Below are 24,482 nucleotides of genomic sequence, written 5' to 3' on the forward strand. Positions count from 1 at the left end.
GTTATGTTAAAAATCATTTTTCTTCATTGCCTTTGCCTTCAAAAAACCGATTGATCGTTGAAATAATTAATCCCTGCTGCTGGGAGGTCATCATCGGATAAATTGGTAGGGCCAATATGCGATTTGCTGCTTGTTCCGCAACCGGGAACGCTCCTTTTTTATAATTCAAATAACGGAAAGCTTCTTGTAAATGTAAGGGGACTGGATAGTAAACCGCTGAAGCAATATGGTTTCTTGCCAATTCAGCCGCCAATTTATCCCGGTTATCCAGTTCGATACAATATTGATGGAAGGTATGCTCGCGACCACTCGGAACGTTTGGCTTCAATAAAAAGCCGGGTAAGTTTTTAGTATATCTTCTCGCGACTTCCTTCCTCTTATCCAAGAAAATATCTAAATAATATAATTTGACGAGTAAAATAGCTGCTTGCATCTCATCCAATCTGCTGTTCATACCAATTAAAGAATGATGATATTTTTTATCGCTCCCATGATTGCGGAGTTTGAGCATTGTTTCGTAGAGTGTTTTTTTATTCGTCGTGACAAGGCCCGCATCCCCGAGAGCTCCTAGATTTTTAGACGGGAAAAATGAAAAGCAGCCGATGTCTCCAATGGCACCAACTCGTTTTCCCTCAAACTCCGTGCCAATTGCCTGGCAAGCATCTTCAATCACACGTAAATTATATTTTTCAGCTAGGAACATGATCTCCTTCATATTTGCAGCCCTACCGTATAAATGGACAACTATGATTGCTTTTGTTTTCGGGGTAATAGCTGCTTCAATTTGGGCGGGATCCAAATTGTAGGTATCTGCTTCAATATCAACAAACACAGGAGATGCCCCAACTTCAGCAATTGCCTCAGCTGTGGCGAAAAAAGTAAATGGAGTTGTAATTACTTCATCTTTTGGGCCAATATTTAATGCTTTCAACGCCAAGACTAATGCATCCGTTCCATTCGCTACCCCGAGGGCATAGTTTGCTCCTACGTAGTCCGCGGCTAATTTCTCGAACATCTCCCCTTTTTCCCCAAGTACATAATTCCCACTATCCAACACTTCTGTCATTATTTCAAGAATAGGGGTACGTAATAAATTCAATTCTGCCTGTAAATCAACCATTGGAATCGGCTGCATTATTTCTTCCTTCATTGGAATCCCCCCGTCCATTTCCGATTCCGATATACGTCATATTTAATTTCTTTATTTCCTCTTCCTTTACTTTATTCCGACCGTCCAAAACGAGCTTGCAATTGGTGAACGCTGCAAAATCAAGATTCTCATATTCCTTATGGAAGGCTTGAATAATGATGGCATCTATTTCTTCAATCACCGAATCACTCAACTGTAGAGGGAGGACAGCATAACGTTCTATTTCACTTGTTGTAAACTGAGGATCATGCACAAGGATATTTGCCTTTGCTCGCTTAAGCTTATCAATGAGCATGAGCGCCGTAGACTTTGTAGGCTCTTTCACATTTTCCCGGTAAGAAAGCCCGAGGATAAGGATATTTTTATCCTGGAAAGTCCCTAACTCTTCTTCCATCTTCGCTAAGGAATAGTCAGCCATTTGATCATTAATCGTTCTCGCTAAGGGGGTTAGCCCACTAGTTAAGCCTTTATTGATGAAAAAGTAAGGATAGATTGGAATACAATGACCGCCAACGCCAATTCCGGGGTGATGAATATGCGAATAAGGCTGACTATTACTTACTGTAATCACTTCATTGATATCAACATTTTTCTCATCCGCAAACATAGCCAATTCATTCGCGAGGGCAATGTTGACGTCCCGGTAAACGCATTCTGCTACTTTGGAAAATTCGGCTGTTTCGAGTGTACTTACATCTATCAGCTCACAACCTAGAGACTTCGTATAAAATTGTTTTGCTAATGTGAGACTTCTTTCATCCAACCCGCCAACGATTTTAGGATAGCTCTGTAGATCGCGGATGATTCGATTCGAGTAAACTCTTTCCGGACTGTAGGCAAGATGAAAATCTTCCCCCATTTTCAAACCTGAAACTTCTTCTATTTTCGTACCAAATCTATTGCGCGTATCGCCCGGTGCAAGTGTTGTTTCAAATATGATAAGAGAGCCTTTCTTTAATCCTTTCGCTATGTCCAGCACCGCTTGATCAATGAACCGATAGTCTATACGATTATCATCATCAATGAGAACAGGGACAATGACAATTATGATATTCGATTGTTGAACGGCCTCTGCGGTCCGCTTCGTTGCAGACAACGTTTTACTATTATGAGCTTCGGAAACTAATTTTTCTAAACCTGGCTCATTTTTAATATGGGAAATCCCTTGATTGATCGATGATACAACATCTTCATTAATATCAGCACCATGCACATTAAACCCATTATTCGCAAACACTGCTGCTAATGTCAGTCCGATTTTACCAAGCCCGATTACAGCTACTGAATCGGTAGGTAAACTAGAATAGTCTGCCATACCATTCCCTCATTTCTTCATTAGTATGTGATACTTTATGTCTTATATTGTTTCATTGATTGTACGTATGATTAGAAAAATAGAATCTGGTTTATCCTCATCATTCATCCACCTTCGTTAAGCTCATCATAAATAGATAGAAGCCGCTTTTCCATTTTTGCCCAACTGAATCTCTCTTCCATCACCTTTCTCGCTTGAAGACTCATTGCATGAATTTGCTTTCGGTTGAAGTTAAGATCGAGCAAACCTTTAGCATAATCTTCCGCGGTTGCTTCACGCCCTTTAACGACATAACCGCAATTATATTTCCGAATAAATTCTTTCATATCGTCACATTGATTCACAACTACCGGTAGGCCATTATTTAAATAGCTGAAGAATTTATTCGGCATTGCATATCGATTGTTCAAAGACCCTTTCGCATCCAAATCCACCCAACCCAAATCTGCTCCTTTCATCTTTTCTGGTATCTCCTCATAATCGACCCAGCCAGTTTGGATAATCTTATCCTCTAGGTGAGATGGGATTAAAAGAGGGTTCTCTGATTTTTTATTTCCACCAATCAGAATGACTTTGAGCGGGAACTGTTCATTACATAATTCTGTTATCTTCATTAACTTATGGAAGCTGCCTCTTTTTCCATTCATGACGCCTTCATACACGAGAACGAGCTGCTCATTCTTCCCTTGTCCTGGATGATAACCATTACTAAGTGGAGGTGTGTTGTAAATAACTTCTACTGATAAGGCTGCGTCCAGTGAATGGAAATCCCGTTTAATCGATTCGGAAACAGTTATTATCGTGTCTGTTTCATTTAACATCAGCTTTAACATGTCGCGCTTAATTTGTTCTGTCCGACTTGCTTGTTTCAAGAGCGGGTCTGGATCGACTTCATGGCTATCATATATTAATTTGCTTTGCTTTCCCTGAGATGAGAGTGCCCGTTTTACTTGAACACCAGTATACAGAGAGTAAAATTCATGTGCATGATAAATATCAGCCTGCTGAGCAATCGCCAATTGAATGAATCGATCTGTATAGAGAATGTCTTTATTTTTTTTAATCGTAGTATAAAGTTTTTTTAACTGTTTTTCATGGTGGATTTCCTCATATGTTAGGATTTTGATGCCTTCATGAGAGAATTGTTCTTCCCTGAAATGCTCCTTAAACAGTGTACCGTCCACATCGAATAAATAACCATTCCTACGAGGTACAATCATCGTCACTTGAAATCCCGCTTTTACGAGACTTTTAGCTTCCTTCTTAAAGATTCTCGCATCTAAAAAAGGATGCTCCGATACTAATATACATACATGTTTCACGATAATTCTCACTCCTAACTGCACGAACTCCTGAACAACTAAAAACTTAAAGAATAAAATATAGAAATTGCTTGAGAAAGGAAAGTAGATGATGAAAGCATTGACGATTGTAGGTGCAAGGCCCCAGTTTATTAAAGCATGTATGTTGTCTAAAGCTTTTAAAAGCTATCCTCACATCAAAGAGATTATCGTTCACACGGGACAGCATTATGACTATAATATGTCTGATGTTTTCTTTAAGCAGTTGGATATTGCTGAAGCGGATTATAATTTAGCTGTCGGCTCTGGGACCCATGGTGAACAAACTGCCAACATGTTGCTGAAATTAGAAAAGTTAATGATGTCTGTAAAACCGGACGTAGTAATTGTGTATGGGGATACAAACTCTACTGTAGCCGGAAGTCTCGCTGCAGCGAAACTCCATATTCCCATTGCTCATATCGAAGCTGGTCTTCGCAGTTTTAATAAAAAAATGCCCGAAGAAATGAATCGAATCATTACCGATCATTTATCTGATTATTTATTTTGTCCAACGGATTATGCTGTGGAAAATTTAAATAAAGAAGGAATTAAGCAAGGTGTCTATCGAACGGGAGATATCATGTATGATACGATTACACATTTTAAACCTTTTGCAACAAAGCACTCTTTCTTATTGGATAATTTAAAACTTAAGGAAAAGGACTATTATTTAGCAACAGTCCACCGAGCAGAGAACACAGATGACCCTACCCGTTTAAAAGCAATATTCCGGGCCTTCCAGCAGTTGGATAAAGTTGTCGTCCTCCCCTTGCACCCACGAACAAAAAGTAAAATTATGGAATATCAATTGGATGATCTCGTCCGCTCTCCCAATATTAAACTCGTTGATCCTTTGGATTATTTTGGTATGCTCGCATTGGCTGCAAAGGCAGATATTATTCTCACGGACTCAGGAGGCTTGCAGAAAGAAGCTTGCATGCTTCAAGTACCGTGCGTCACCCTTCGTGAGGAAACGGAATGGCTGGAAACAGTGGAATCCGGCTGGAACAAACTAGCTGGTGCCGACTCCCAAACAATAATCGATACTATTCAAAATATACAGCGACCAACAGCAAATCAATCTCTTTATCGTGCCGGAGCTGCCTACAAAATCGCTAATATACTTCTCAAAGAATTTTAAAGAATAATGGAAGAGGTGACCAGCAAGTTCACCTCTTTTGAGTTATAATTTCTTGTAAACATCGATATATTGATGAATGACATTGGTCGCACTGTGATATTTTTTCACGTAAGCCCTGCCTTGGACACCTAATGCTTTCCATTGTGCCGGAGTATGAAGCAAATCTTTCAGTACATCAGCAATATTAGCTGGATTAGCATTCACAACTGGAAATTCTTCCGGATATTTACTTACAAGATCTTCCCTTATATAGCAAATAACCGGTTTTCCTAATGCCATCGCTTCTGTGGTAAGGTATCCCGCTGCTCCAATTCGTAATTGATCTATCACAAGATCCGCTTCAGTTAAAAGCTTCATCGTTTCCGCATGATTCAGGCCTTCAATTAGCTTAAATTCAAAAGACATACCTTCATTCTTCAACTTCTGAACAGCATCCAGTACAAACTCTGTTCCCTTTAAATTCCGTTTGGTCGGGGCGTGGACGACAAGAGGGTTTTGTTTAATAGTAGGGTAATTCGGCTTTAGCTTATGGATATCAATAATGTGGGGAATAACATGTGTATGCTTATAATAATCTTTTACATAGGTTTCTATTTCATAATCAAGCGCGATCGCATGATCAACATACGATGAAAGCTTCGTCAAATTCTCTCTAATTCTTTCTTCTGTCCATTCATTTTTCACACGCACATACGGATTTTTCTCCTTTGCAACAGAAAGGATACGGGCATCCGATCCCCTGTGGTGGACGACCATCTTCTTTCCCGCTTTATGAAGCGTCTCTAAATCACGCTTATCAGGAAAGAATGTGCCGCCAAAATGAAAATGAAAAACATCATAATCCTCGATAGCTTTCTTAAAAAAATTTTGAATCTTTTCCAATCGTTTGTGTTTTGGAATATCCTGTAAATTTAAGCAAATATCCGATTCAAACTGGTAACGATTCGCATAAAAATGGCATGCCGTCGCGTCAATGCCTTGCAGACGCAATGAGCGACATAGATTGATCATTGGTAAGCCGCCCTCCGGAATATGCAACACGCGCATCTATCTCACCTCGATTCTACCGTTACGGAGTTGGTAAAAGTTTTGCATAAACACCGGCCAACCGTTTCTCCATTTCCTCCCATGAATAAATTTCCTCCATTACTTTCCTTCCATTCTTACTCATCTTCTCTAATTTTTCCGGATTTCGCTTGAGATAAAGAAATGCGTTCGCAAAATCTTTTGCGTCCGCTTGCTGCTTTTGGATCACATAACCGCATTTATGCTTTCGGATGAAATTTTCCATCTCCTGACATTTATTTACGACTACCGGAACCCCGTTATTCAGATAACTGAAAAATTTATTCGGTAGCGCATAATCACTATTAAGCGAATAATGCACCTCTTCCAAATCAATCCAACCGATATCAATAGCTTGCATATGCTTCGGAATCGAATGGTAATCCACCCAGCCCGTTTGCTTGATGATTGTTGTAAGATGCTTCGGGATTTTAAGTGGAGTTCCAAACTGGCTGCCACCAATAATCTTAAATTGAAAGTCTAGTTTCTGAGAACATATTTCTGAAATTCCGAAAATCTTTTCCTGATTGCCTTTATGATGTGTAATATTTCCTTCATAACCAACTGTTAACTGACTTCCTTCATAAGCTTTTAGCTCAACGTCTTTGATAAGTGGAGGTGAATTATAAATCACCTCAATCGGTAAATCCGGCATTCGTGCTATATACCAATCCTTGATTGAATCGGAAACGGTAATCAAGTAATCGACTTCTTTCAACATGATGAACAGCTTATCTTCTAAGTTTTTCCTTTTTTCTTCAGACGTTCTCGGATGAAGCGGATCAGGTGTCAGCTCATGACTGTCGTAAATTAATTTTACCTTCTTTTCCTTCTCCTTCTGCATCCGCCGTTTAATACCAATTCCGGCAAAGAGCGATAAATATTCATGGGTATGATAAATATCCGCATCTTCTGCCATCGCCAAATTTGTTAGCGGATTATTGAAGCCTTCCGTTTCCCAAACATCTTCACTACTTAACACTTTATTCAATGATTTTCTCGTTTTTTCAGCGTGATAAGTGACTATTTTTATCCCTTCATGGATGAACACGTTACTTCTAAAGCTTTTTTTAAAAGGTGTGCCATCAATATCAAATAAATTACCATTTTTCCTAGGTACAATCATCGAGACGTCGTACCCCATCTTTTGTAGACTTTTGGCTTCCTTTTTAAATATCCTTGCATCCAAAAACGGATGATAGGCAACAACCATACAAACCTTTTTGGACATCTCGATTCTCCTTTCCTTTAAGAAGAGGCTAGTAGATTCAGGCATCGATTTCTTTAGCTGGTACCCCTGCAACAATTATATTTGTATCAACGTCTTTCGTTACGACAGCACCTGCTCCAACAATTGTATTCGAGCCAATCGTTATACCTGGCAACAAAGAGGCATTATTACCAATCTTTGCTCCTTGTTTAATACACGGTCCCTTCAAAGTGTATGCTTGTGCTCCCATGTATTTATCATTGGACATGGAAACACAAGGACCGATGAAAACATTATCCTCAAGAGTTGTATCACCTGTCACATAGGCTTGGGTTTGAATCGTGCAGTTCTTCCCAATCGTCGTGTTCAATTCAATAATCGCGGCTCTACCTATGACCGAGGCTTCTTCAATGTGGACATTTTCTCTAATGCTTGCGTGATCCCCAATAAAGACATTTCTCCCGATTGTACTGCCGGCATAAATTGAAACAAGATGCCCGATTTTCGTACCTGCTCCAATAATCAAATTACGCTCTGTAGGTGATTCTTTTCGCATTTTCTCATTTGCCGCCGGTTGAATGCCAACGACACAATTACTACCAATCGTGACATGCTCCCCAATTTGTGTTCCTTGTAAAATAACAGTATGATGGCCAATCACAACATTCTCACCGATAGAAACTCCGTCTTCGATTACGACGTGATGACCTAAATGGGTACTTTTAGGTATACTTGACAACTAGAATCCTCCTTTCCGCTACTCGCTTTCTAGAATACATTCAATTTTCTCCATAAGTTGCTTGGCCCGAATCCTCACCGTATGGTTCTCCTGAATGAATTGATGACCCTGTTCGGTAATCCGCTGTCTTTCCTTCTCATTCGCCAAATAATAGTCTGCTTTTTCTTTAAAATTACTTTCATCAATTGCGACGAAATGTTTACCTGGGATAAATCCTAAGCTTTCCAGTTCATTGAACGTTGGTGCTAGTAGGAGCGTTTTACATGCTAAGGCTTCATAATATTTCATCACAGGGTAATTATAGATCGAAGGACAGGTGAAGAAGATCTTCGTGCGGTTCAATTCCTTGGCATAATGTACACCAACCCGTTTATCTTTCTCCTCTTCCCTAGTGAAGTCACGATATCCTGGATGATGATAGCAGATGAACCGTGGATCTTTGGAATAAGCATTTACTATTTTCTCACGTAGTGGATAAGTCTTATTAACGGCACCTATCATTAGGAAATCTATGTCTTTTTCTAAAAAATAGTCTTTATATATTCCAGGATGAACAAAGTGAGGGAACCATTCTAGTTTATGTTTAAACTGTGGATATGTTTGGACGGATTTCTCCCATCCGATTGTAAAGAGGTAGTCAATTTTATTTTTATTGATATAATTTTCTCGTATTTTAACAAGGCGATGGACATCTGTCACAAATAATCCTGTCGGTATACTGCAATTCCTTAGTCCTTTAATCATTGGGAACAATTGGTGTCCCATATCATTCAGTATTAAAATAAAATCCGGCTTTGTCTCCAGCCTATTTAAAATATAATCAATATTGCCGGACTTCCTCCAAACGGTAAGGCGGACAATCCTTGCCAGTTCTTGTTCCAAATAATAAAAGTTTCTATTGATAAACCGGGAAGTATCTTCCCCAATAAATAAGACATGCCGCATCGATCTATAAACCCCTTTCTATTATCTCGTAGACAAGAGCCAAATTTAGATTTTCATTATGGCAGTCTATCTCGTTTCGAGTCTCTTGCATAGAATGACAGTAATCATTGAAATTAAATAGTGAGGAGATTTATCTATGAAAGTCGGTGTGATTGGAACTGGTAAAATGGGAGAATATCATGTGAAAACATATCTAGCATTACAAGATCATTGTCAGCTAGTCGGTATATTTGATAACGATGAAGATAGAAGCAGAGAAATTGCTGAAAAATATAAAGTGAAACAATTTCTATCCGTGGATGAACTTCTCCAAAGTGTAGACGCGGTAAGTATTGCTGTCCCAACGGATTATCATTATGAAATCGGTCTAGCATGCATCAGAAATAAGACGCATCTGTTGATTGAAAAGCCGATTACAAGCACTGTAGCAGAAGCTGATGATTTAATACAAAAAGCGAAAAAGGCTGGAGTGAAGCTGCAAGTGGGACATATTGAACTATTCAATCCACTCATTCCAATCCTGAAACAGGAACTGGAAAATGAAGAGATTATCGGTATCTCATTTTTCAGATTGAATCCGTACAATGCAAGACTAAAAGATATTGACGTCGTAAAAGACCTGATGATTCATGATCTTTATATTCTAGATGAACTTCTGAAGCAAAAAATAGTGGAATTCCATGCTTTAGGAAATATTATCGATCATTCAACGAAACACGCGGCTGTAATTCTTAAATCGACGCAAGGAGTAACTGTAGAGCTGATTGCCAGTTTTAAATCAAAAAGAAAAGTTCGGACAATTCAAGTGTTTACAAAAGAGGCCTTGATTGAAGCTGATTTGCTGAACAGAACGATACGCGTAACAAGAACATCCACACCTTTCTCAAAGAAAATTGCAGTTCCTTTAACAAAAACGATTACAATCGATAATAGTGTTCAGCCATTAGACATCCAATTAATAGAATTCCTTCATTGCATAAAATTTGATAAACCACCTGCTGTTTCAGGAAAACAAGGGAAACGAATCATGGAGCTTACAATTAAAATCAGCGAATCGATTCATCCAGCTTAAATTCTACAACACCAATTATCTATATGTTCAATTCTTACCTTTTATTTATTTTGTACTCAGCTTTCGCATTCTGGAACATATCGTTTTTATTCAAATGTGCGCAAGTTGAGTTTTGAATCTAAATGAAACAGCCCTGTCTAATTAAGGCAGGGCTGTTTTGAATTGGAACAGAACAGACTAGACTAGTTAATTAAGCTGCAGCGGGAAAGCGTGTGTAATTGATTGCATCAACGGATACATACTGCTTGAGATTATCGTAACCATTATCAACTTCGATAACTAGTACCAAATCGACAGTAACAGTGGATAAAATTCCTTCAATTAAATTATTGTCAGTCCCAACCTCAACAGTTGATCCGATTCGTTTAGCCATTTCAGCAGCAAAAGTTGCTTCAAACATGTCAAACCCTCCTTTATCATTCACTGACCAGTTCAATTGCTTCTATTCGGACCAAAACTTGTGACCCACTTTCAACAAGCACAATATAGTCGTCTTTAACAGCAAGCAATAATCCCGAAACCGTTCCAAATGGAGTTGTAACCTCCACTTGTTCGTTCACTAGAGTCATTAATAATTCTCTCATTGTTGTTGGAACATTTCCTGCCGGTGGTTTTCCAGTAGAAGGTGACGTAGACACTCCTCCAAAATCAATATTGAAGTCCACCGACGGAAAATCTATTCCAAGACCGGTTTTACTCTCAATGACGGTGCTTGTGTTTTGTGATAGTTGATTAATTAAGTTCAACAAATTTCTTTGTCTATTCGTTAGTGACGGCAAGATGATTCACTCCTTTCTTTCAAGATTTAGCATTAAAGGATTTCCAGCGAAACGATAACAGCAATAAGCAGTTGAATGAGTAATTGCAGGTTAATTGCAATATCCGTATCAATTGTCGTGATATTGACATCTTTCGATTTTTCCACGATTGTCTTCTGACGGTTGCTTTGTCTCGTTCTGGTAATTTGGTTAAAGTCTTGCAAAATATCTTCCACTTTGCCACCATCCGCAATGGCTAAACGGAGTACAACCGCAAGTGCCGCCTCAATCCCAATTTGTAAAGATGCTGCGGCTTGTGTGTCCGTTGTCTCTACCTCGACATATTCTGAGTCTTTAATAATAATCCATTCTTCTGATTGTTGCTTCGTAATATTTTTTTGATTCGCATCTTGCTCTACGATAGCCTGTGACCTATTTCTTTTATCATCGCAATGGTCTAATGCTCTCCATTCTTTCACTTTCGACATCAAATCCACCTCTTTTCATTTTATAGAATTTCAACTAATAGCACTAAGGCAACAAGTACTTGAAGCATTAACTGGAGATTAAGCGCTAGGTCTGTATCTCTAGTCGTTACAACCGCATCTTTCGTATTATAGATAAAGATTTTTTGCTTATTTCTCTGCGCCATATTAAAATGTTGAGTCAACTCTTGAGACACTGCATCACGTTGTGTGCCATCAGCAATCGAGATATTTAAAACAAGTGCAATGGCGAGCTGTAAAGCAGCTTGCAGGGATACCCCAATTTGCGTATCTGTTGAACTTACGGTGATATTACACGATTCTTTCACCCAAATTAGCTCTGCTGATTCCTGATCCATAAAAGATAATTCGGTACCCTCTTGCAGTACAAACGCATTGTTATCACTTGTGAAATCGGATTCTGTTGATTTATGGGATGGGCTTTTGCTAGATTCGTTAGAACATTTGCCACTACAGCTATGGCCACAGCTACAGCTTTTTAAAGGTTCTTCCATAAAGTAGGAATATCTATCTCCTTTTCCCCTGCTTACATCGTAATCATATTCCGAATGTCTATAAATCGTCATTTTGACACTCCTTTCTTATTGGCTATATAATATTGTTATGGTTTTTTCCTCTAGAAGATTGTACAGATTCACTACGTCTCATAAAAATAGCGAAAGCACCCACAGCAGGTGCTTTCACTATTTAATCACTTTTATCTTTTGCTTGATTTTGTTGGAAATCTGCAACCTGTTTCTTTAGGTCTTCCACCATTTCTCTAATCATCTTTTTCTGCTCTTCTGGTATATTATTCTTCACTTCGTCAGGCTTCACACCATTTTTCCTCAATATGGTCTGGACCATCACTTCCACCAGCTTTTCATTTAATGGCGGCTGTTTTGATGATTCACTCATATAACTCACCCTCCTGTTCACATGTCTATATTAGACTATGAGATCAATCGGTTAGCTGACTATGCTGTTGTCTATATGTTTACAGGAAGGGTAACTTGCTCATGTACAATCATACATTTAAGCAGAACTGCACCATTGTCTCTAGCAAAAATATTGCAAATGCATGTTATATAGTAAGGAAGGGGCGATCCTTCCTGAACGCTGCCCAAACAGTGTCCATGTTTATAATTCTTTTTCCACAACCCTTTCTATATTTTTAAAGCCACTATCCGTAGCAGATAGTGGCTCTTTTTTTCTCTCTATAATAATACGTTCAACATCATGATTAATTTCAATTTAAATTGCGTATTTCTTGTTTGCTCATCATAACATTTCTTTCCATACGTTTCGTCTTTTACTTTTTCCAGTCGTTCATCGACCATACATTTATATACAGCAATATCAATATGCACGATTGTTCCTCCCTTAATCACGCATTAACGGTCTGTAATACCCCGCCTAAACAAGAGGGAAAACCATATGTTAAGGTGGGGGTTATACAGTCCGTAAATACCTGATTCTGTTCAACTAACATTCAGTGGGGAGGTACGGAAACCCCACTGAATGAGTTTCACTTTATCATTTACCTGAATATGAGGAAGGCTGCTTGTTTTTCGGCATGTATCTGAAATTTGGTAATGACTAGAATAGAGCCACCTCAATTATTTTTATAAACATTCTCACTACCTCCTTTCAGAATTATCAATTGCTATACTCTTATTAATGCACGAAAACGTTCGGGGGAACAAGCGACAGAATGGTTATAATCAAACTTCCCCAGGGCTCTTCCAATAAAAGAAAGCGCGAAGTTCCTGAATAGAACTTCGCGCCGTCATTATTTATTTATAATTGTTTCGCATTTTATAAATGATTTTTCGAATCGTATCAAAGGATAAATGAAATTTCTTCTCTAATTCTTCAAATGATTTTCCCTCATTGTATAACTGGAATATCTCTTCATTTCGTTTCGCGATCAATTCTCTTGATCCGCTTACTTCTCCCCAAGCTGCCCGCTCTTTTTTTGCTTTCGGGATATAAATTAAATCCCCCTGGATATACTTCTGCATTTCTTTAAGCAGACTAGGGGGAAGCACCTCTTTTGCATTTTTGTACTGCATGTTTAACTTCCTCCTTGAAAACGTAGAAATCTAAATAACCGCTCTTTGTTAAATAGTCCATTTTCATCCTACTCCTTTCTTTTTAAATTTATGACCTGTTTCTTTTAATTACTTACCTTTGATTATAATTGATTTTCTAGACGATGGAAAGGTGTTAATTTTCCCAAAATTCACTTTAAATAATTAAGGACCGCGCTCAGGCGGTCCCATGCTGGTGATTCCCGCTAAGCGGAAACCACCTCACTAACTGTAATCAAAGTTATCAGCCTCCTTCCCGAAAGAGTCTGTCGGTCCGACACCTTTATTTACTCATTTTCCAGGTTCGGTTACAAGGGTAAGAATGATTATAATTGATTTTTCCCTGCTATCCCACGACTTATTTCCGAGAAGAAAGCTCATAGTTTAAGTCAAAAAAACCGATCATACTCCATTAATTGGTATTTGACGGTTTGAAATTAACTAGAACAGGGCATAACTAAATGATATAATATCCTATCGATTAAGAAACCTTTCTTTAAGAAATTTAAAAGTGGAGTTCGTTTCCAGAAAGTAGTTAACTAATACTAAACGTAAAATATTAATCGATATGTTTAAAATAAATGTCTTGGCCATCTGAACGATTAAGGTAAAAATAAGCAATAAACCGGTCGATCGATTCATCCCCGCTATTTACCTTCTTCATCATTTTTTACTTCTTTTCAGTAAAAATTGTAGATGCTCTTCTTTAAAAACAAAGACGAGACCCGAAGACATACAAAATCCATTTAACTCTATGAGCCGCGTGAATATAAGAACATTTAGCGGTATAGACTTACTGAACTCTATATCCACTAATGTAATAATATCATAGGATTCCTTGTAACGTCCTTTAAAAGAACGGTCCCCTTTTCCGGATTGCGCTCCATCACATGATAAAGTGCTGTATCGGATTTTACCATTGCAGATAATAGCTCTTTCTCAATATTATTTTCTGCTTCAAATTGTTCCATATATTCAGAAACTGCACTTCTATTATTTCTATATTTTTTATAAGCTTCCAATAGAGACATTTGTATTCACCCTATCCTTATTGTTGCTGCATGCTGTAATCCCCTTTAATATATGATAAAGAGTTTTCTAACACAGCCCCAACTTACAAAGAAATTTCTAAGTACGGGCAAAATTGAAGTTGTGATGTAATAAATTAAATACTTCATTCAGTTTGGAGGGATAACATGTTTACTTGCGGTTGGTGCATGAAGAAAATTTCTGCTGATCAACCATTATCTGCCGTTAATATTAAGTTTACAAAAGGGATGGATTTTTCAGAGCATGAAGGAGAAATCATTCCAGTCTATCTACAATCACTTGATAGAAATGTTTCAATGGTTGTAACGACAGCTGATTCGGAGGCGAAGAAGGCAGGTACAGATGGTATGTTTGCGGTTTGTAGCAGTGCTTGCGGAGTAAAATTGCAGGCTGCTCTAGCGAAAGATATGAATATAGACTTGTAATCTCATTCTACCATTAAGTCCTTTATTAAAAAACTTGGCAGTAAGAATGGATTTATACTTTCTTATCTGCCAAATAATAAAGATGCACCTTTAGCGAAATATGGTAAAGTGGAAGTGCCTGAACAACCAAAAATACCAATTTGCAAGGTGCATTTTCATGCAATCAAGAATAGCGCAAGATTTTTCATTGCCTTAAGCGATACTTCCGGCAACTGGTTTATTTATTCGAGTCTGGGGTCAAATGAAATACCTTTGCACTCCGAATATATTCCACATCGGGAATATTCAACCTAAAGTTAACAAGCCTTGCTGCCACAAAAAAGTAATCCGATAATCGATTTAAATATTGTAACACTGTAGGTGGGGGAGCATTTTCCTCTTTCATTAATGCTACAATCAGTCGTTCCGCTCGTCTCGCTACAGTTCTTGCAATATGAATTGTTGCGGAAGCCTTCGAGCCGCCCGGTAATATAAACCGTTCTATTTCCGGGGTTTCTTCTGAATACTTGTCAATCTTTTCTTCCAAATAATTAACCGTTTCCTCTGTTAATTTATTCTTTCTTTCTTTAACGACACTAGCGATGTCACCGCCACAATCAAAAAGTTCGTGCTGAATTTTCTCTAAGTCATCTATAATATCCGAGAACTGATCTTTGCTAAGTTCGGTTATCGCCTTGCCTACAAATCCATTTAATTCATCAATCGTTCCATAGGCTTCGACACGGATATCATCCTTAAATACACGTCCACCAATTAATGATGTCTTTCCTTTATCACCTGTCCGCGTATAAATCTTCATTTCAAAGTCTTTTGTTTCGTCAGTCGATTGATTTCGTGTTTGCTGATCAATTCTTACAATATTTATGCCTAAATCTTTTGCTGCTTCTTGTGCTAATGGGGTAACGATAGTATTTCTCGCAACTTTCAACTCCCCAACCATTCCTTTATATTTCAGTATATCTGCACGGCTCAATAAGTTTTTTGAAAAAACATTTTGCGCAATTGAATCTTTTGAATGGGCTCGTACCACATTTTCCTCGACAGCTTGATATAATTCGGTTGCTTTAACAAGCTGAATTCCGAATCTTTCAATGGTCGCTAAATGCGCTGCAGATAGCTCTTTATAGGCAGTGGATGCTATTCCTGCTTGATCCTGCAAGGATAAATCACTAGCTTCCCTCGCGGCAACTACAGGAATATTGTACATTAGGGCATGGGAGATGAGATTAGTCGTCATATTATCCGTGATTCCATTCGCTATCTTTGCCACTGTATTAGCGGTCAACGTGGGCATAATAATAATTGGAACGCCTTCATATAACGGACTCAATCCCATATTTTCACTTTCGAGATAGATCTCTTCTATATCTAATTCTTTTTTTAAATCATCGATTGAATAAATATATTCTGCACTTATAGACAATGCTACCTTTAGCTTCCAATTAGCCTGATGCATTTTTTTTAATTGAACGATTGATTCTTTAAAGCCTACAGCTCCGCCCGTAAATACTATAAGAGCTGTCTTCTTCTCTTTATCAACATGGCTGACTGTATGGTTAGCTTCCACGTTCATCCCCCTTATTTAAACCACCTTTAAGCGCGATTCCTAGTGGTGTGATAAGTAACGGATGCTCCGGCTTTACGATCTCAATTCCAATATACTTCTGGAAAACTTTTGTAAATTCACTAAAGCAACTTGCTCCGCCAACGACATAAATCGTTTCCACATCATCAAACCCTTGTAAATGCCTTTTAATAATGGCAGCCATCTTTTCAACGACTGGCTTGATAATAGGGAAAACCTCCTTTTCCTTAGTCTTATCTTTTTTCATCTTTTCCGCTTCCTCAAATGGTATTTTTTTAGCACCAGCTAAGACTAGACTCATATGTGTTCCGCCTGTCGGTTCATCCGCTGAGTAAATCACTTTATTATTTTTTAATATACTAATCCCTGTTGTTCCGCCACCTACATCAACGACAGCACCATCAGTTATCCTTAAAACAGCGGCTGCCGCATTCGTTTCTTCTAGGACGTCCGTCACTTCAAATAGTGCTGATTCAAGTACGTTCGTTATCACTTTTCGACTCCCTTTGTCTACCCGTGGCGGGATTGCCGTCGAAGCTTTCGTTAGAGGAAACCCTAATAATTCTTCCATATCCCGTTTCATTTTCTCTACAATATCCACAGCTTGCAAAAAATCAACAACAATTCCATCTTTAACAACAGAGGCTGGATATAATGCTCCGGCTAAAGGCTGATTTTCTTCGGTAATAACGGAAATTGCAATATTGGCGGTCCCCAAATCTACGCCAACTTTAACATTGCCAGAATAGACCGGGACCTTCTCTTTGTTGATAACTTTAGCAAAGGTGTTAACATAGTGATTAATTTCCCTAATAGATACTGACAAACGTATCAACCTTCCATTCCTACCTCAAGAGATATATTGGGCTATTAATTAATAAACTTAATCAACTGGTAATATTTCAATCACTTTCTTCACGTCTTCAGCTGACTGGTTCAGCTGCTTCTGTTCATCAGCTGTTAACGGTAATTCAATAACGCTCTCAATTCCGTTTCCTCCAAGAATTGTCGGAACACCGAGGTAAATGTCTTTATAACCATATTCTCCTTCTAAATAAGCAATGGATGGCAATATTCGCTTTTTATCCTTCACAATAGTTTCGGCCATTTGTACTAATGAAGCAGCGGGTGCATAATAAGCACTTCCATTTCCGAGCAAGTTGACAATTTCTCCCCCACCTTTTCGAGTACGTTCCACAATCGCATCGATTTTTTCTTGGGGTAGTAAATGATCGAGTGGAATGCCTCCTACATTAGAATAGCGAATTAATGGAACCATGCTGTCTCCATGGCCGCCTAGGACAAACCCGGTAACATCTTCAACCGCTATATTAAGTGCTTCCGCTACGAAGGTGGAAAAACGTGCTGTGTCAAGAACACCAGATTGACCGATAACGCGATTCTTCGGAAATCCTGTTGTTTTAAAGCAAGTATAAGTCATTGCATCGACCGGATTACTCAAGACAAGAATATAACTGTCAGGTGCATAACGGACAATTTCTTTTGATACATCAACCATAATCTTCGCATTGATGTTAACGAGATCGTCGCGACTCATCCCGGGTTTTCTCGCAATTCCAGCTGTTATAATGACCATATCAGCATCTTTTATATCTTCATAATTGGATGTACCGGTAACCTTTCCGTTAAACGGTTCCACTGGTCCCGCTTCCAGCATATCGAGCGCTTTTCCTTTTGTCGGATTCTGCTGTTCCGGAATATCAACTAAAACGACATCTCCCATTTCCTTTTGTGCTAATAAAAAAGCAGTCGTCGTTCCGGTAAAACCAGCTCCAATAACAGCAAACTTTCTTCTTTTAAACATAGACATTTTCTTCCTCCTTCATTTTTGTACATATGAGTAAAATATTATGACTCCACTCACTTGTTCCATCTTTAATTACAATAGGGACAGCTACTGACTTCACGCGCTGTCCCTATTTCCTACTAATTCAAGCTTACTCCGTTTTCGGAAGGATTGCATCTAATTCATTGTGTGGACGCGGGATAACATGTACAGACACTAATTCACCAACACGGTTAGCAGCTTCACTTCCTGCATCCGTTGCAGCCTTAACTGCACCAACATCACCTGATACTAAAACAGTGACTAATCCAGCACCAATCTGTTCTTTTCCAATAATATTAACATTTGCAGCTTTTACCATCGCATCCGCTGCTTCAATTGCACCTACCAAACCTTTCGTTTCAACCATTCCTAATGCACCATTAACTTTAGCCATTTAAAATTCCTCCTTATTTATTAATTTTGATATTCCCTTAAGATTTGTCTTACTAACTCTTCAATTTTCTCAGGGTTAATTGGTTGATCACCAATTGATTCTTTTACCCGACTTTCCACATTACTAAAGTTCGCCTCTGATGAATGATTTCCTTTTCCTGGGCGAGGTACTTCAACCTCTTTGATGCCGTGGGCCACCCGTTTAATATTAATTAAGTGGCGGGCAGTGATATTATCAGAACTGATATTACCACCATAACCTCCACATCCTAACGTTAAGGAAGGGGTTAAACCAGTCGTTGCTCCAACTGCTCCAATGGAGGATAGAGTATTAACCATAAAGCGGGAAACGGGCATTTCTTCTCCAAACGATTGAACAACTTGATCATCATTCGTATGAAGAGCAAAACTATGACCTCGTCCACCTAAGTTGAGCAATGCGAGAGATATTTCTTTTGCCTTTTCTTGACTTTCTGCCGTATACAACGGGAAGATTGGACCTAGTATTTCAACGGAAAGGGGTGCCTCTTTTCCAACTACGGTTTCTTCAGCAATAAGTAATCTTGTATCTGCTGGTACACGGATGCCTGCCATATCGGCAATTTTTTGAGCAGATACACCTACAACAGCTGGATTCACCCGATTGCCAAGCCAAACAATTTGCTCTAATTTTTCTTTTTCTTCAGCATTAAGGAAATAAGAACCGTTTCTCTTAAATTCTTCAATAGCCTTTTCTTTAATTGATTCATCGACGACAATGGCTTGTTCGGTTGCACAAATCGTTCCGTAATCAAACGTTTTACTGTCAACAATTTGTTTTACCGACTTTTCTACATTCGCTGTCCGTTCGATATAAACCGGGACGTTACCAGGACCTACACCATAAGCCGGTTTCCCTGAACTATAGGCTGCTTTCACCAAGCTATCTCCACCAGTAGATAAAATCAAATCTACATCCCGGTGATGCATTAACCCATCTGTTGCTTCCATCGTAGGCTCTGTTATCCAGCCGATTAAACCATCAGGAGCACCAGCCTTAATCGCAGCTTCATTACAAATTTTTAATGTCTCTACCGTACATTTTTTTGCACGCGGATGGGGACTTACAACGATAGCATTTCCCGTTTTAAGGGAAATAATTGTTTTAAACATAGCGGTTGAAGTTGGATTAGTCGTCGGAATAATGGCAGCTACCACACCGAAGGGATAGGCAATTTCGGTCACTCGATTAACTGTATCCTCCCTGATGACACCAACCGTTTTTTCATCTTTTATGGATTCATAAACATCTCTTGATCCGACTTCGTTTTTCATTATTTTGTGTTCGACTACACCCATTCCAGTTTCAAAAACAGCCATCTCCGCGAGTTCCTTTGAATGGCTATAAGCAGCTTCAGCAACTGCTTTAACAATGGAATCTATTCGTTCTTTGGAAAAAGTCATAAATTCCTTTTGGGCATCTTTTGCTTTTTTTACTGCATTTCTCATTTCCTGAATTGATGTTAAATCTTTATCCATAAGTGTCTTACCCCTTTCCATTAAATCTTACAGTTGTCTGTGTTACTCTTTAACATATGGTGTTATTTGGATCATTTTTTGCGTATCTTCCGGCTGAACAGTATCCACACTAGATTGCACGATTGGATCAGGTAAAGGACTTTCATGTTTCCATATTTTAACTGCCGAGTGGTTCAATGATGTCTTATTATCGTTTAGGTCTTTTACTACCTCGATCACTATTTTAGTTACCTTTTCCACAAATTCTCTGTCCACAGCACCACCTCCAGCTCTTTAAAATTAATTATTGTTAAAATATGGATTAGTCTCCACCATGAAAAATGATGTTGCGGGAGTCGCTCTGTCTGGTGTAATCTTCCATAGCCTTCATTGTATTCAACCGGACTAAATCATAGATCAGTTGAAGCCCTTCTCCTGTATAAGCGGAAGTGACAACGATTGGTCCCCGCACCATCGCTTTTTTCAATATCTGGATGGAGCGCTCAATGTCAGCTTCAGCATGGTCAGCTTTCGACACGACGCCTATCGGTAATTTATTGATTCCAGAACTAAAACCCGGTGCAAATATAGTTTTGTCATTCGTAGCATCTTGTAAAAAGATAACATGGGTCATTTCCATCGATGTTGCCATGATGTTTCGGTAATGTAATGGGTTCTCAATATACTCTCCCGGTGTATCGACAATCCAATCATCATAAATGAGCGATTGAGTTTTAACCTTTTTGTCTTTTCGTTCCCTTTTCAACAAAGCATCTGCTAATGTCGTTTTTCCAGCATCGATACCTCCGAGGACCATTACACGGTTATTCGTTCGCAAATTAATTCCCCCCATTCCATCCAAATCATGATTTCGTTATTTTCGTTGGGGTGAATGACAAAATTTCTTTTAAAAACTGGTTGATCTCATTTAAAGCAATTTCAACTTCGGATACACTGCCAACAAGGACCAAACTGCCGGTAAATCGATCTAAAAAGCCAATTTCAACATTCGCAGCTTTTGTCGCACGGTCTCCGGCAATAATCACCGATTCACTTGGAGTCAGTGTCAGTATACCTAAGGCCCCTGCTTGCTGGATACCAAGTTTGTCAAACATATCTTCATCAGGATTGGCAATTAAATGACTCAGTGTAATCTGTTTTCCTGGAACAAATTCTTGTATAAATCGCTTTTTTTCTTCCTCCATGCTCTACACCTTACTTTCTGATTACTCTCTTATCTTATCTTTTTCCATTACTTGAAGTAGTATGATGTATGCAACTGGAGCCGGGTCATTTCGCTTCTTTTTTATCACCTTTACCTAAAATCATGTTTGCAATGATAATGGCGATAATAACGGCGGCGATTCCACCAACAAGTTTTCCGACAACCATTGGAAATATCATTTCACGAGCTACACCAGCTGCGAATCCTAAATGATCACCAAGTACAAACGCTGCAGGTACAGAAAAGGCGACATTAATGATTTTTCCCCGATTATCCATATCTTTCATCAGGTTAAACATAGCAATGTTATTAGCTAGTGTCGCTACCAAACCAGCTGCAGATACATCGTTCATTCCTAACAGTTTTCCTACTTTCATTAAAGGTTTTTTGAAAACCCGGGTAATCACTTCAACCATTACGAAGGCTCCCGCTAAAACAATCGCGATGCTACCAACTATTTGAATCCCTTCTTCTAAAGGAGTAATTCCAGGAAGAACTGTTAATCCGGTAAGTACATCGACAATACCTATGGCTAGACCTAATGTTGCGATGACAACGACCCCATAGCCGAAGATTGTAAAAGCTTTAATGATTTTATCAGGTATTTTCCACAATCCAATAATAATCAAAGCAGCTAATAGGAAAATTGGAATAAGGTTTTTCATAATCATTACGATAGAATAGCCGGACACAAGCCCACCGACAATAGCTCCGATTGGAATTGCAATAAACCCAGCAAGCATTCCTGTTGCAAGATAGCTATGATCTTCTTTTTTTATAATACCTAGCGCTACTGGAATAGAGAATACAACCGTTGCCCCCATCATGGAAGCCAATATAACGCCTGAAAACATGGCAACATCCTGATCAATCGCCATCTCTTGCGCAAGCTGCAATCCGCCCATATCAATTGCAAGCAAGCTACCAGCAAACATCGCTGGGTCCGCGCCAAGTGCTGTATAGATTGGAACAACAATCGGGCTTAGTACTTTGGAAATAATGGGAGCTATAACAATAATCCCGACCATCGCAAGAGCCAAGGAACCCATAGCCATGATTCCTTCCTCAAATTTATCTCCTAACCCGAATTTATTATTAAATATTTTATCTAGAGCACCAACGATCATAAATATGACCATAATATAGATAACTATTTCATTTATTCCCACAGCTCGTCCTCCTCATTAAGGGAATAGTAAACACTATTCATCCGTTATATCAATCGAGTCGATAACACCGACAATGACTGAATCAATCGGAATTCTTTCTTTACCAAAAGCGGTTCGAGCACTACTACCTTTCGTAACAAGCACGTCATCCCCAACTCCAGCACTCGCTAAATCTGCAGCTACAAATGATGAATCCAACCCTTCAGAATATTTGGGTTTAACGACTAATAATTTTAGTCCATTCAACCTTTCATCCTTCCGGGTCGCCCATACTGAACCAATCACATGACCAATAATCATCATCCATTCTCCCTATGTCTTTGGATATTCAGATTATGTCTGCGAACATAGTCGGTAGCAAGTGGAGTTATAATGCTTGAAGCAGGAATCCGGATATTTTTAACATTTTGTAAAAATACTCTTTGCAGTTCATTTTCCGTGATTACCTTGTTATTAATTTCGGTAAATTCCGCAGTCTCATGTTTCACTTCATTCGTTGGAATAAATGACCGTATCTGGCTCTTATTTTCGGGTGCTTGTACAGCTGGTGACTTTTTTATAATTTTTGCTAGTGTACCTTTTTTAAAGCCACAAGCATTCGCCTCGTCAAAGTCAATATGCATATAAGTTCGATATTTTGGACTAACTCGAATCACTACTTCATCAAAAATGAGTGATCGATCACCAAATATTTTCACTTGAACGATTTCTTTATTTTCTACATGTAGTCTTTCCGCATCGTCAGGAGATACATGAATATGTCTTTTAGCAACAATTAATCCTTTATCTATCGTTAATTCACGGTCATTATTGATTAACTTGATACCTGGCGTCCCATCAATATCACCGCTTTCTCTTACAGGTGCCTTGATACCTAGAGATACGGCATCCGTTGATGATACTTCGACTTGTGTTGCCTTTCGTTCAGGACCTAGAATAACAACATTTTCCATCCTGCCTTTTGGACCTTCGATGGTTATTCTTTCTTTACATGCAAACTGACCTGGTTGGGACAGTTCTTTCGCCTTTGTAAGCTGATAGTCCTTTCCAAATAAAGCATCAATGGCTTCCCGGCTCAGGTGGATATGCCTACCCGATGCCTCAACTTCAACAAAAGCCTCTTCCGTCATCGCATTTTTAACTGCATTTTTTACCATGTCTACAATAATTTGATCCAAGTGTATCACCCCTCTTTCACTTTATTGTAATCACCAGTTTTATATTTAAACATCATGATCAAGCAAACAGAAGACAGTCGATTTAGGGCTAAAATGATATCGTCTCGTTCTGTGCTGCCATCTTCTTTTTTAAAAGCTTGATAAGCTGAAAGCTCCGTTTCCCTTACGAAGGTACGTATACTATTTAAAACAACTATTCCCTCACCCATACGATAATCGGGAGTAAAATATCCCTCTCCAAAATACTTTTCCGGCTGATGGGACATTTCCCTGATATCATGTTCATTCATATTAAGCAGGTGAATCTTTCCAAGTTCCTCTTCCATGACCTCAGAGCGGAGTATTTGACGTACAAAGCCAATCAGTTCTGATAAATCATCAATCAGTGCCGGATATTTAACGAGTTTCATTTGCCCTTCAATCATTTTTGCCTCCAAAGAGTCCAGCTTACCACGCAAAACAATACGTAGATGATCTTTAAACACAAGTAAATCTGAATGAAGAGAAGTCATATATTCGGGCTTTTCATCGATAAAACCACCATGCATTAATCGATATTTAAAAGAATCATGATTGTACAAATCAGATACACTGCTTTCATCATTCACCGATGTTTCCTCTTCGTTCGGTTCTTCAGACGAAAGTTCAACAAATTCGACAGTTACTTTTTTCTCCTGTAAAAAACTTTTCGCTGAGGGTGTTAATATAGTTCCTTTGGGAAGTTTCAGTACCGATTCTTGTAACTTATCTCTGTATTGTTGACTTCGTAATGAACTCTCCGTTAACACAGCCATC

At 38.7% G+C, this 24,482-nt stretch carries 29 protein-coding genes and 3 pseudogenes; 3 read left to right on the forward strand and 29 right to left on the reverse strand.

Annotation, left to right across the window (positions count from 1 at the left end):
- Window positions 1-13: 13 nt before the first annotated feature.
- The 3 genes from IEX94_RS08700 to IEX94_RS08710 form a co-directional block, all read right to left on the reverse strand.
- Window positions 14-1,150 (reverse strand): DegT/DnrJ/EryC1/StrS family aminotransferase, encoded by a 1,137-nt coding sequence (locus tag IEX94_RS08700; RefSeq protein WP_229782634.1) that lies wholly within the window; start codon window positions 1,148-1,150, stop codon window positions 14-16.
- A complete protein-coding gene (locus IEX94_RS08705) occupies window positions 1,113-2,465 on the reverse strand; it encodes a nucleotide sugar dehydrogenase (protein WP_188856855.1) in 1,353 nt (450 codons plus the stop codon). Before IEX94_RS08705 ends, IEX94_RS08700 begins: the two co-directional genes overlap by 38 nt.
- A 104-nt stretch (window positions 2,466-2,569) precedes the next feature.
- Window positions 2,570-3,787 carry a glycosyltransferase gene (locus tag IEX94_RS08710; protein WP_188856856.1) on the reverse strand — a complete coding sequence of 406 codons (1,218 nt, stop codon included), beginning with the start codon at window positions 3,785-3,787 and terminating at the stop codon, window positions 2,570-2,572.
- A gap of 88 nt (window positions 3,788-3,875) precedes the next feature.
- Between IEX94_RS08710 and wecB the strand changes: the two genes are divergently transcribed.
- A complete protein-coding gene (wecB, locus tag IEX94_RS08715; RefSeq protein WP_229782635.1) occupies window positions 3,876-4,949 on the forward strand; it encodes a non-hydrolyzing UDP-N-acetylglucosamine 2-epimerase in 1,074 nt (357 codons plus the stop codon).
- A gap of 42 nt (window positions 4,950-4,991) precedes the next feature.
- Here wecB and IEX94_RS08720 read toward each other — a convergent pair whose 3' ends face one another.
- The 4 genes from IEX94_RS08720 to IEX94_RS08735 are packed head-to-tail and all read right to left on the reverse strand — an operon-like array spanning window position 4,992 to window position 8,908.
- Entirely contained in the window at window positions 4,992-5,996 is a 1,005-nt protein-coding gene (locus IEX94_RS08720) for a glycosyltransferase family protein (RefSeq protein ID WP_188856857.1), read from the reverse strand.
- Window positions 5,997-6,018: 22 nt separating this feature from the next.
- Window positions 6,019-7,245 (reverse strand): glycosyltransferase, encoded by a 1,227-nt coding sequence (locus tag IEX94_RS08725; protein ID WP_188856858.1) that lies wholly within the window; start codon window positions 7,243-7,245, stop codon window positions 6,019-6,021.
- Window positions 7,246-7,282: 37 nt separating this feature from the next.
- Window positions 7,283-7,963 carry an acyltransferase gene (locus IEX94_RS08730; protein ID WP_188856859.1) on the reverse strand — a complete coding sequence of 227 codons (681 nt, stop codon included), beginning with the start codon at window positions 7,961-7,963 and terminating at the stop codon, window positions 7,283-7,285.
- 18 nt (window positions 7,964-7,981) lie between these two features.
- A complete protein-coding gene (locus IEX94_RS08735) occupies window positions 7,982-8,908 on the reverse strand; it encodes a glycosyltransferase family protein (RefSeq protein WP_156856966.1) in 927 nt (308 codons plus the stop codon).
- A 136-nt stretch (window positions 8,909-9,044) separates the two neighbouring features.
- Between IEX94_RS08735 and IEX94_RS08740 the strand changes: the two genes are divergently transcribed.
- Complete coding sequence (locus tag IEX94_RS08740) at window positions 9,045-9,980, forward strand: Gfo/Idh/MocA family protein (protein WP_188856860.1); 936 nt, start codon at window positions 9,045-9,047, stop codon at window positions 9,978-9,980.
- Between the two features lie 190 nt (window positions 9,981-10,170).
- On the opposite strand, the gene IEX94_RS08745 is transcribed toward IEX94_RS08740, so the two are convergent.
- The 9 genes and pseudogenes from IEX94_RS08745 to IEX94_RS08780 form a co-directional block, all read right to left on the reverse strand.
- Window positions 10,171-10,380 carry a hypothetical protein gene (locus IEX94_RS08745; protein ID WP_188856861.1) on the reverse strand — a complete coding sequence of 70 codons (210 nt, stop codon included), beginning with the start codon at window positions 10,378-10,380 and terminating at the stop codon, window positions 10,171-10,173.
- Between the two features lie 16 nt (window positions 10,381-10,396).
- Window positions 10,397-10,759: a DUF2642 domain-containing protein gene (locus tag IEX94_RS08750; RefSeq protein ID WP_156856963.1), complete on the reverse strand. Its 363-nt coding sequence runs from the start codon at window positions 10,757-10,759 to the stop codon at window positions 10,397-10,399.
- Window positions 10,760-10,791: 32 nt separating this feature from the next.
- Window positions 10,792-11,226, reverse strand: coding sequence for a spore coat protein (locus IEX94_RS08755; protein WP_188856862.1), 435 nt, complete (start codon window positions 11,224-11,226; stop codon window positions 10,792-10,794).
- A gap of 20 nt (window positions 11,227-11,246) precedes the next feature.
- Window positions 11,247-11,810 carry a spore coat protein gene (locus IEX94_RS08760; protein WP_229782636.1) on the reverse strand — a complete coding sequence of 188 codons (564 nt, stop codon included), beginning with the start codon at window positions 11,808-11,810 and terminating at the stop codon, window positions 11,247-11,249.
- 121 nt (window positions 11,811-11,931) lie between these two features.
- Complete coding sequence (locus tag IEX94_RS08765) at window positions 11,932-12,141, reverse strand: spore coat protein (RefSeq protein WP_188856863.1); 210 nt, start codon at window positions 12,139-12,141, stop codon at window positions 11,932-11,934.
- Between the two features lie 299 nt (window positions 12,142-12,440).
- Window positions 12,441-12,593 (reverse strand): hypothetical protein, encoded by a 153-nt coding sequence (locus tag IEX94_RS08770; RefSeq protein ID WP_156856959.1) that lies wholly within the window; start codon window positions 12,591-12,593, stop codon window positions 12,441-12,443.
- Window positions 12,594-13,019: 426 nt separating this feature from the next.
- Entirely contained in the window at window positions 13,020-13,298 is a 279-nt protein-coding gene (locus IEX94_RS08775; RefSeq protein ID WP_156856958.1) for a CD3324 family protein, read from the reverse strand.
- Window positions 13,299-13,875: 577 nt separating this feature from the next.
- Window positions 13,876-14,129: pseudogene (locus IEX94_RS20410) on the reverse strand (DUF7986 domain-containing protein).
- Window positions 14,129-14,347, reverse strand: coding sequence for a DUF7986 domain-containing protein (locus tag IEX94_RS08780; protein ID WP_188856864.1), 219 nt, complete (start codon window positions 14,345-14,347; stop codon window positions 14,129-14,131). Before IEX94_RS08780 ends, IEX94_RS20410 begins: the two are co-directional and overlap by 1 nt.
- 165 nt (window positions 14,348-14,512) lie before the next feature.
- On the opposite strand from IEX94_RS08780, the gene IEX94_RS08785 reads away from it, so the two are divergent.
- Window positions 14,513-14,791: a hypothetical protein gene (locus tag IEX94_RS08785; protein ID WP_188856865.1), complete on the forward strand. Its 279-nt coding sequence runs from the start codon at window positions 14,513-14,515 to the stop codon at window positions 14,789-14,791.
- A gap of 217 nt (window positions 14,792-15,008) precedes the next feature.
- On the opposite strand, the gene IEX94_RS19710 is transcribed toward IEX94_RS08785, so the two are convergent.
- The 13 genes and pseudogenes from IEX94_RS19710 to IEX94_RS08845 form a co-directional block, all read right to left on the reverse strand.
- On the reverse strand, window positions 15,009-15,590 hold the full coding sequence (locus IEX94_RS19710; RefSeq protein ID WP_229782647.1) for a cob(I)yrinic acid a,c-diamide adenosyltransferase: 582 nt from the start codon (window positions 15,588-15,590) through the stop codon (window positions 15,009-15,011).
- A 267-nt stretch (window positions 15,591-15,857) separates the two neighbouring features.
- Window positions 15,858-16,364, reverse strand: a pseudogene (locus IEX94_RS20000) (flavoprotein); the annotation flags it as partial.
- Window positions 16,348-17,202 (reverse strand): ethanolamine utilization protein EutJ, encoded by an 855-nt coding sequence (gene eutJ, locus IEX94_RS08795; protein ID WP_156856954.1) that lies wholly within the window; start codon window positions 17,200-17,202, stop codon window positions 16,348-16,350. The gene eutJ and the pseudogene IEX94_RS20000, both read right to left, overlap by 17 nt.
- A 57-nt stretch (window positions 17,203-17,259) precedes the next feature.
- Entirely contained in the window at window positions 17,260-18,207 is a 948-nt protein-coding gene (mdh, locus tag IEX94_RS08800; RefSeq protein ID WP_370459773.1) for a malate dehydrogenase, read from the reverse strand.
- A gap of 127 nt (window positions 18,208-18,334) precedes the next feature.
- The gene (locus tag IEX94_RS08805; RefSeq protein WP_188856867.1) at window positions 18,335-18,619 is read right to left on the reverse strand and encodes a BMC domain-containing protein; all 285 of its coding nucleotides are present in this window, start codon (window positions 18,617-18,619) and stop codon (window positions 18,335-18,337) included.
- 20 nt (window positions 18,620-18,639) lie between these two features.
- Complete coding sequence (locus IEX94_RS08810; protein WP_229782637.1) at window positions 18,640-20,136, reverse strand: acetaldehyde dehydrogenase (acetylating); 1,497 nt, start codon at window positions 20,134-20,136, stop codon at window positions 18,640-18,642.
- Between the two features lie 42 nt (window positions 20,137-20,178).
- Window positions 20,179-20,391: a hypothetical protein gene (locus IEX94_RS08815; RefSeq protein ID WP_188856869.1), complete on the reverse strand. Its 213-nt coding sequence runs from the start codon at window positions 20,389-20,391 to the stop codon at window positions 20,179-20,181.
- Between the two features lie 46 nt (window positions 20,392-20,437).
- Entirely contained in the window at window positions 20,438-20,932 is a 495-nt protein-coding gene (locus IEX94_RS08820; RefSeq protein ID WP_373290819.1) for a EutP/PduV family microcompartment system protein, read from the reverse strand.
- 46 nt (window positions 20,933-20,978) lie between these two features.
- Window positions 20,979-21,320, reverse strand: coding sequence for an ethanolamine utilization microcompartment protein EutS (eutS, locus tag IEX94_RS08825; RefSeq protein WP_188856871.1), 342 nt, complete (start codon window positions 21,318-21,320; stop codon window positions 20,979-20,981).
- 85 nt (window positions 21,321-21,405) lie between these two features.
- Window positions 21,406-22,509 carry an ethanolamine utilization protein EutH gene (gene eutH, locus IEX94_RS08830; protein WP_188856872.1) on the reverse strand — a complete coding sequence of 368 codons (1,104 nt, stop codon included), beginning with the start codon at window positions 22,507-22,509 and terminating at the stop codon, window positions 21,406-21,408.
- Window positions 22,510-22,542: 33 nt separating this feature from the next.
- Window positions 22,543-22,809: a EutN/CcmL family microcompartment protein gene (locus tag IEX94_RS08835; RefSeq protein ID WP_188856873.1), complete on the reverse strand. Its 267-nt coding sequence runs from the start codon at window positions 22,807-22,809 to the stop codon at window positions 22,543-22,545.
- Window positions 22,810-23,051: 242 nt separating this feature from the next.
- Window positions 23,052-23,666 (reverse strand): annotated as a pseudogene (gene eutD, locus IEX94_RS08840) (ethanolamine utilization phosphate acetyltransferase EutD); the annotation flags it as partial.
- A 26-nt stretch (window positions 23,667-23,692) separates the two neighbouring features.
- On the reverse strand, window positions 23,693-24,481 hold the full coding sequence (locus tag IEX94_RS08845; RefSeq protein ID WP_188856874.1) for a cobalamin adenosyltransferase family protein: 789 nt from the start codon (window positions 24,479-24,481) through the stop codon (window positions 23,693-23,695).
- Window position 24,482 lies beyond the last annotated feature (1 nt).

This window comes from Oceanobacillus indicireducens (assembly GCF_014647195.1).
Lineage (GTDB): Bacteria > Bacillota > Bacilli > Bacillales > Amphibacillaceae > Oceanobacillus > Oceanobacillus indicireducens.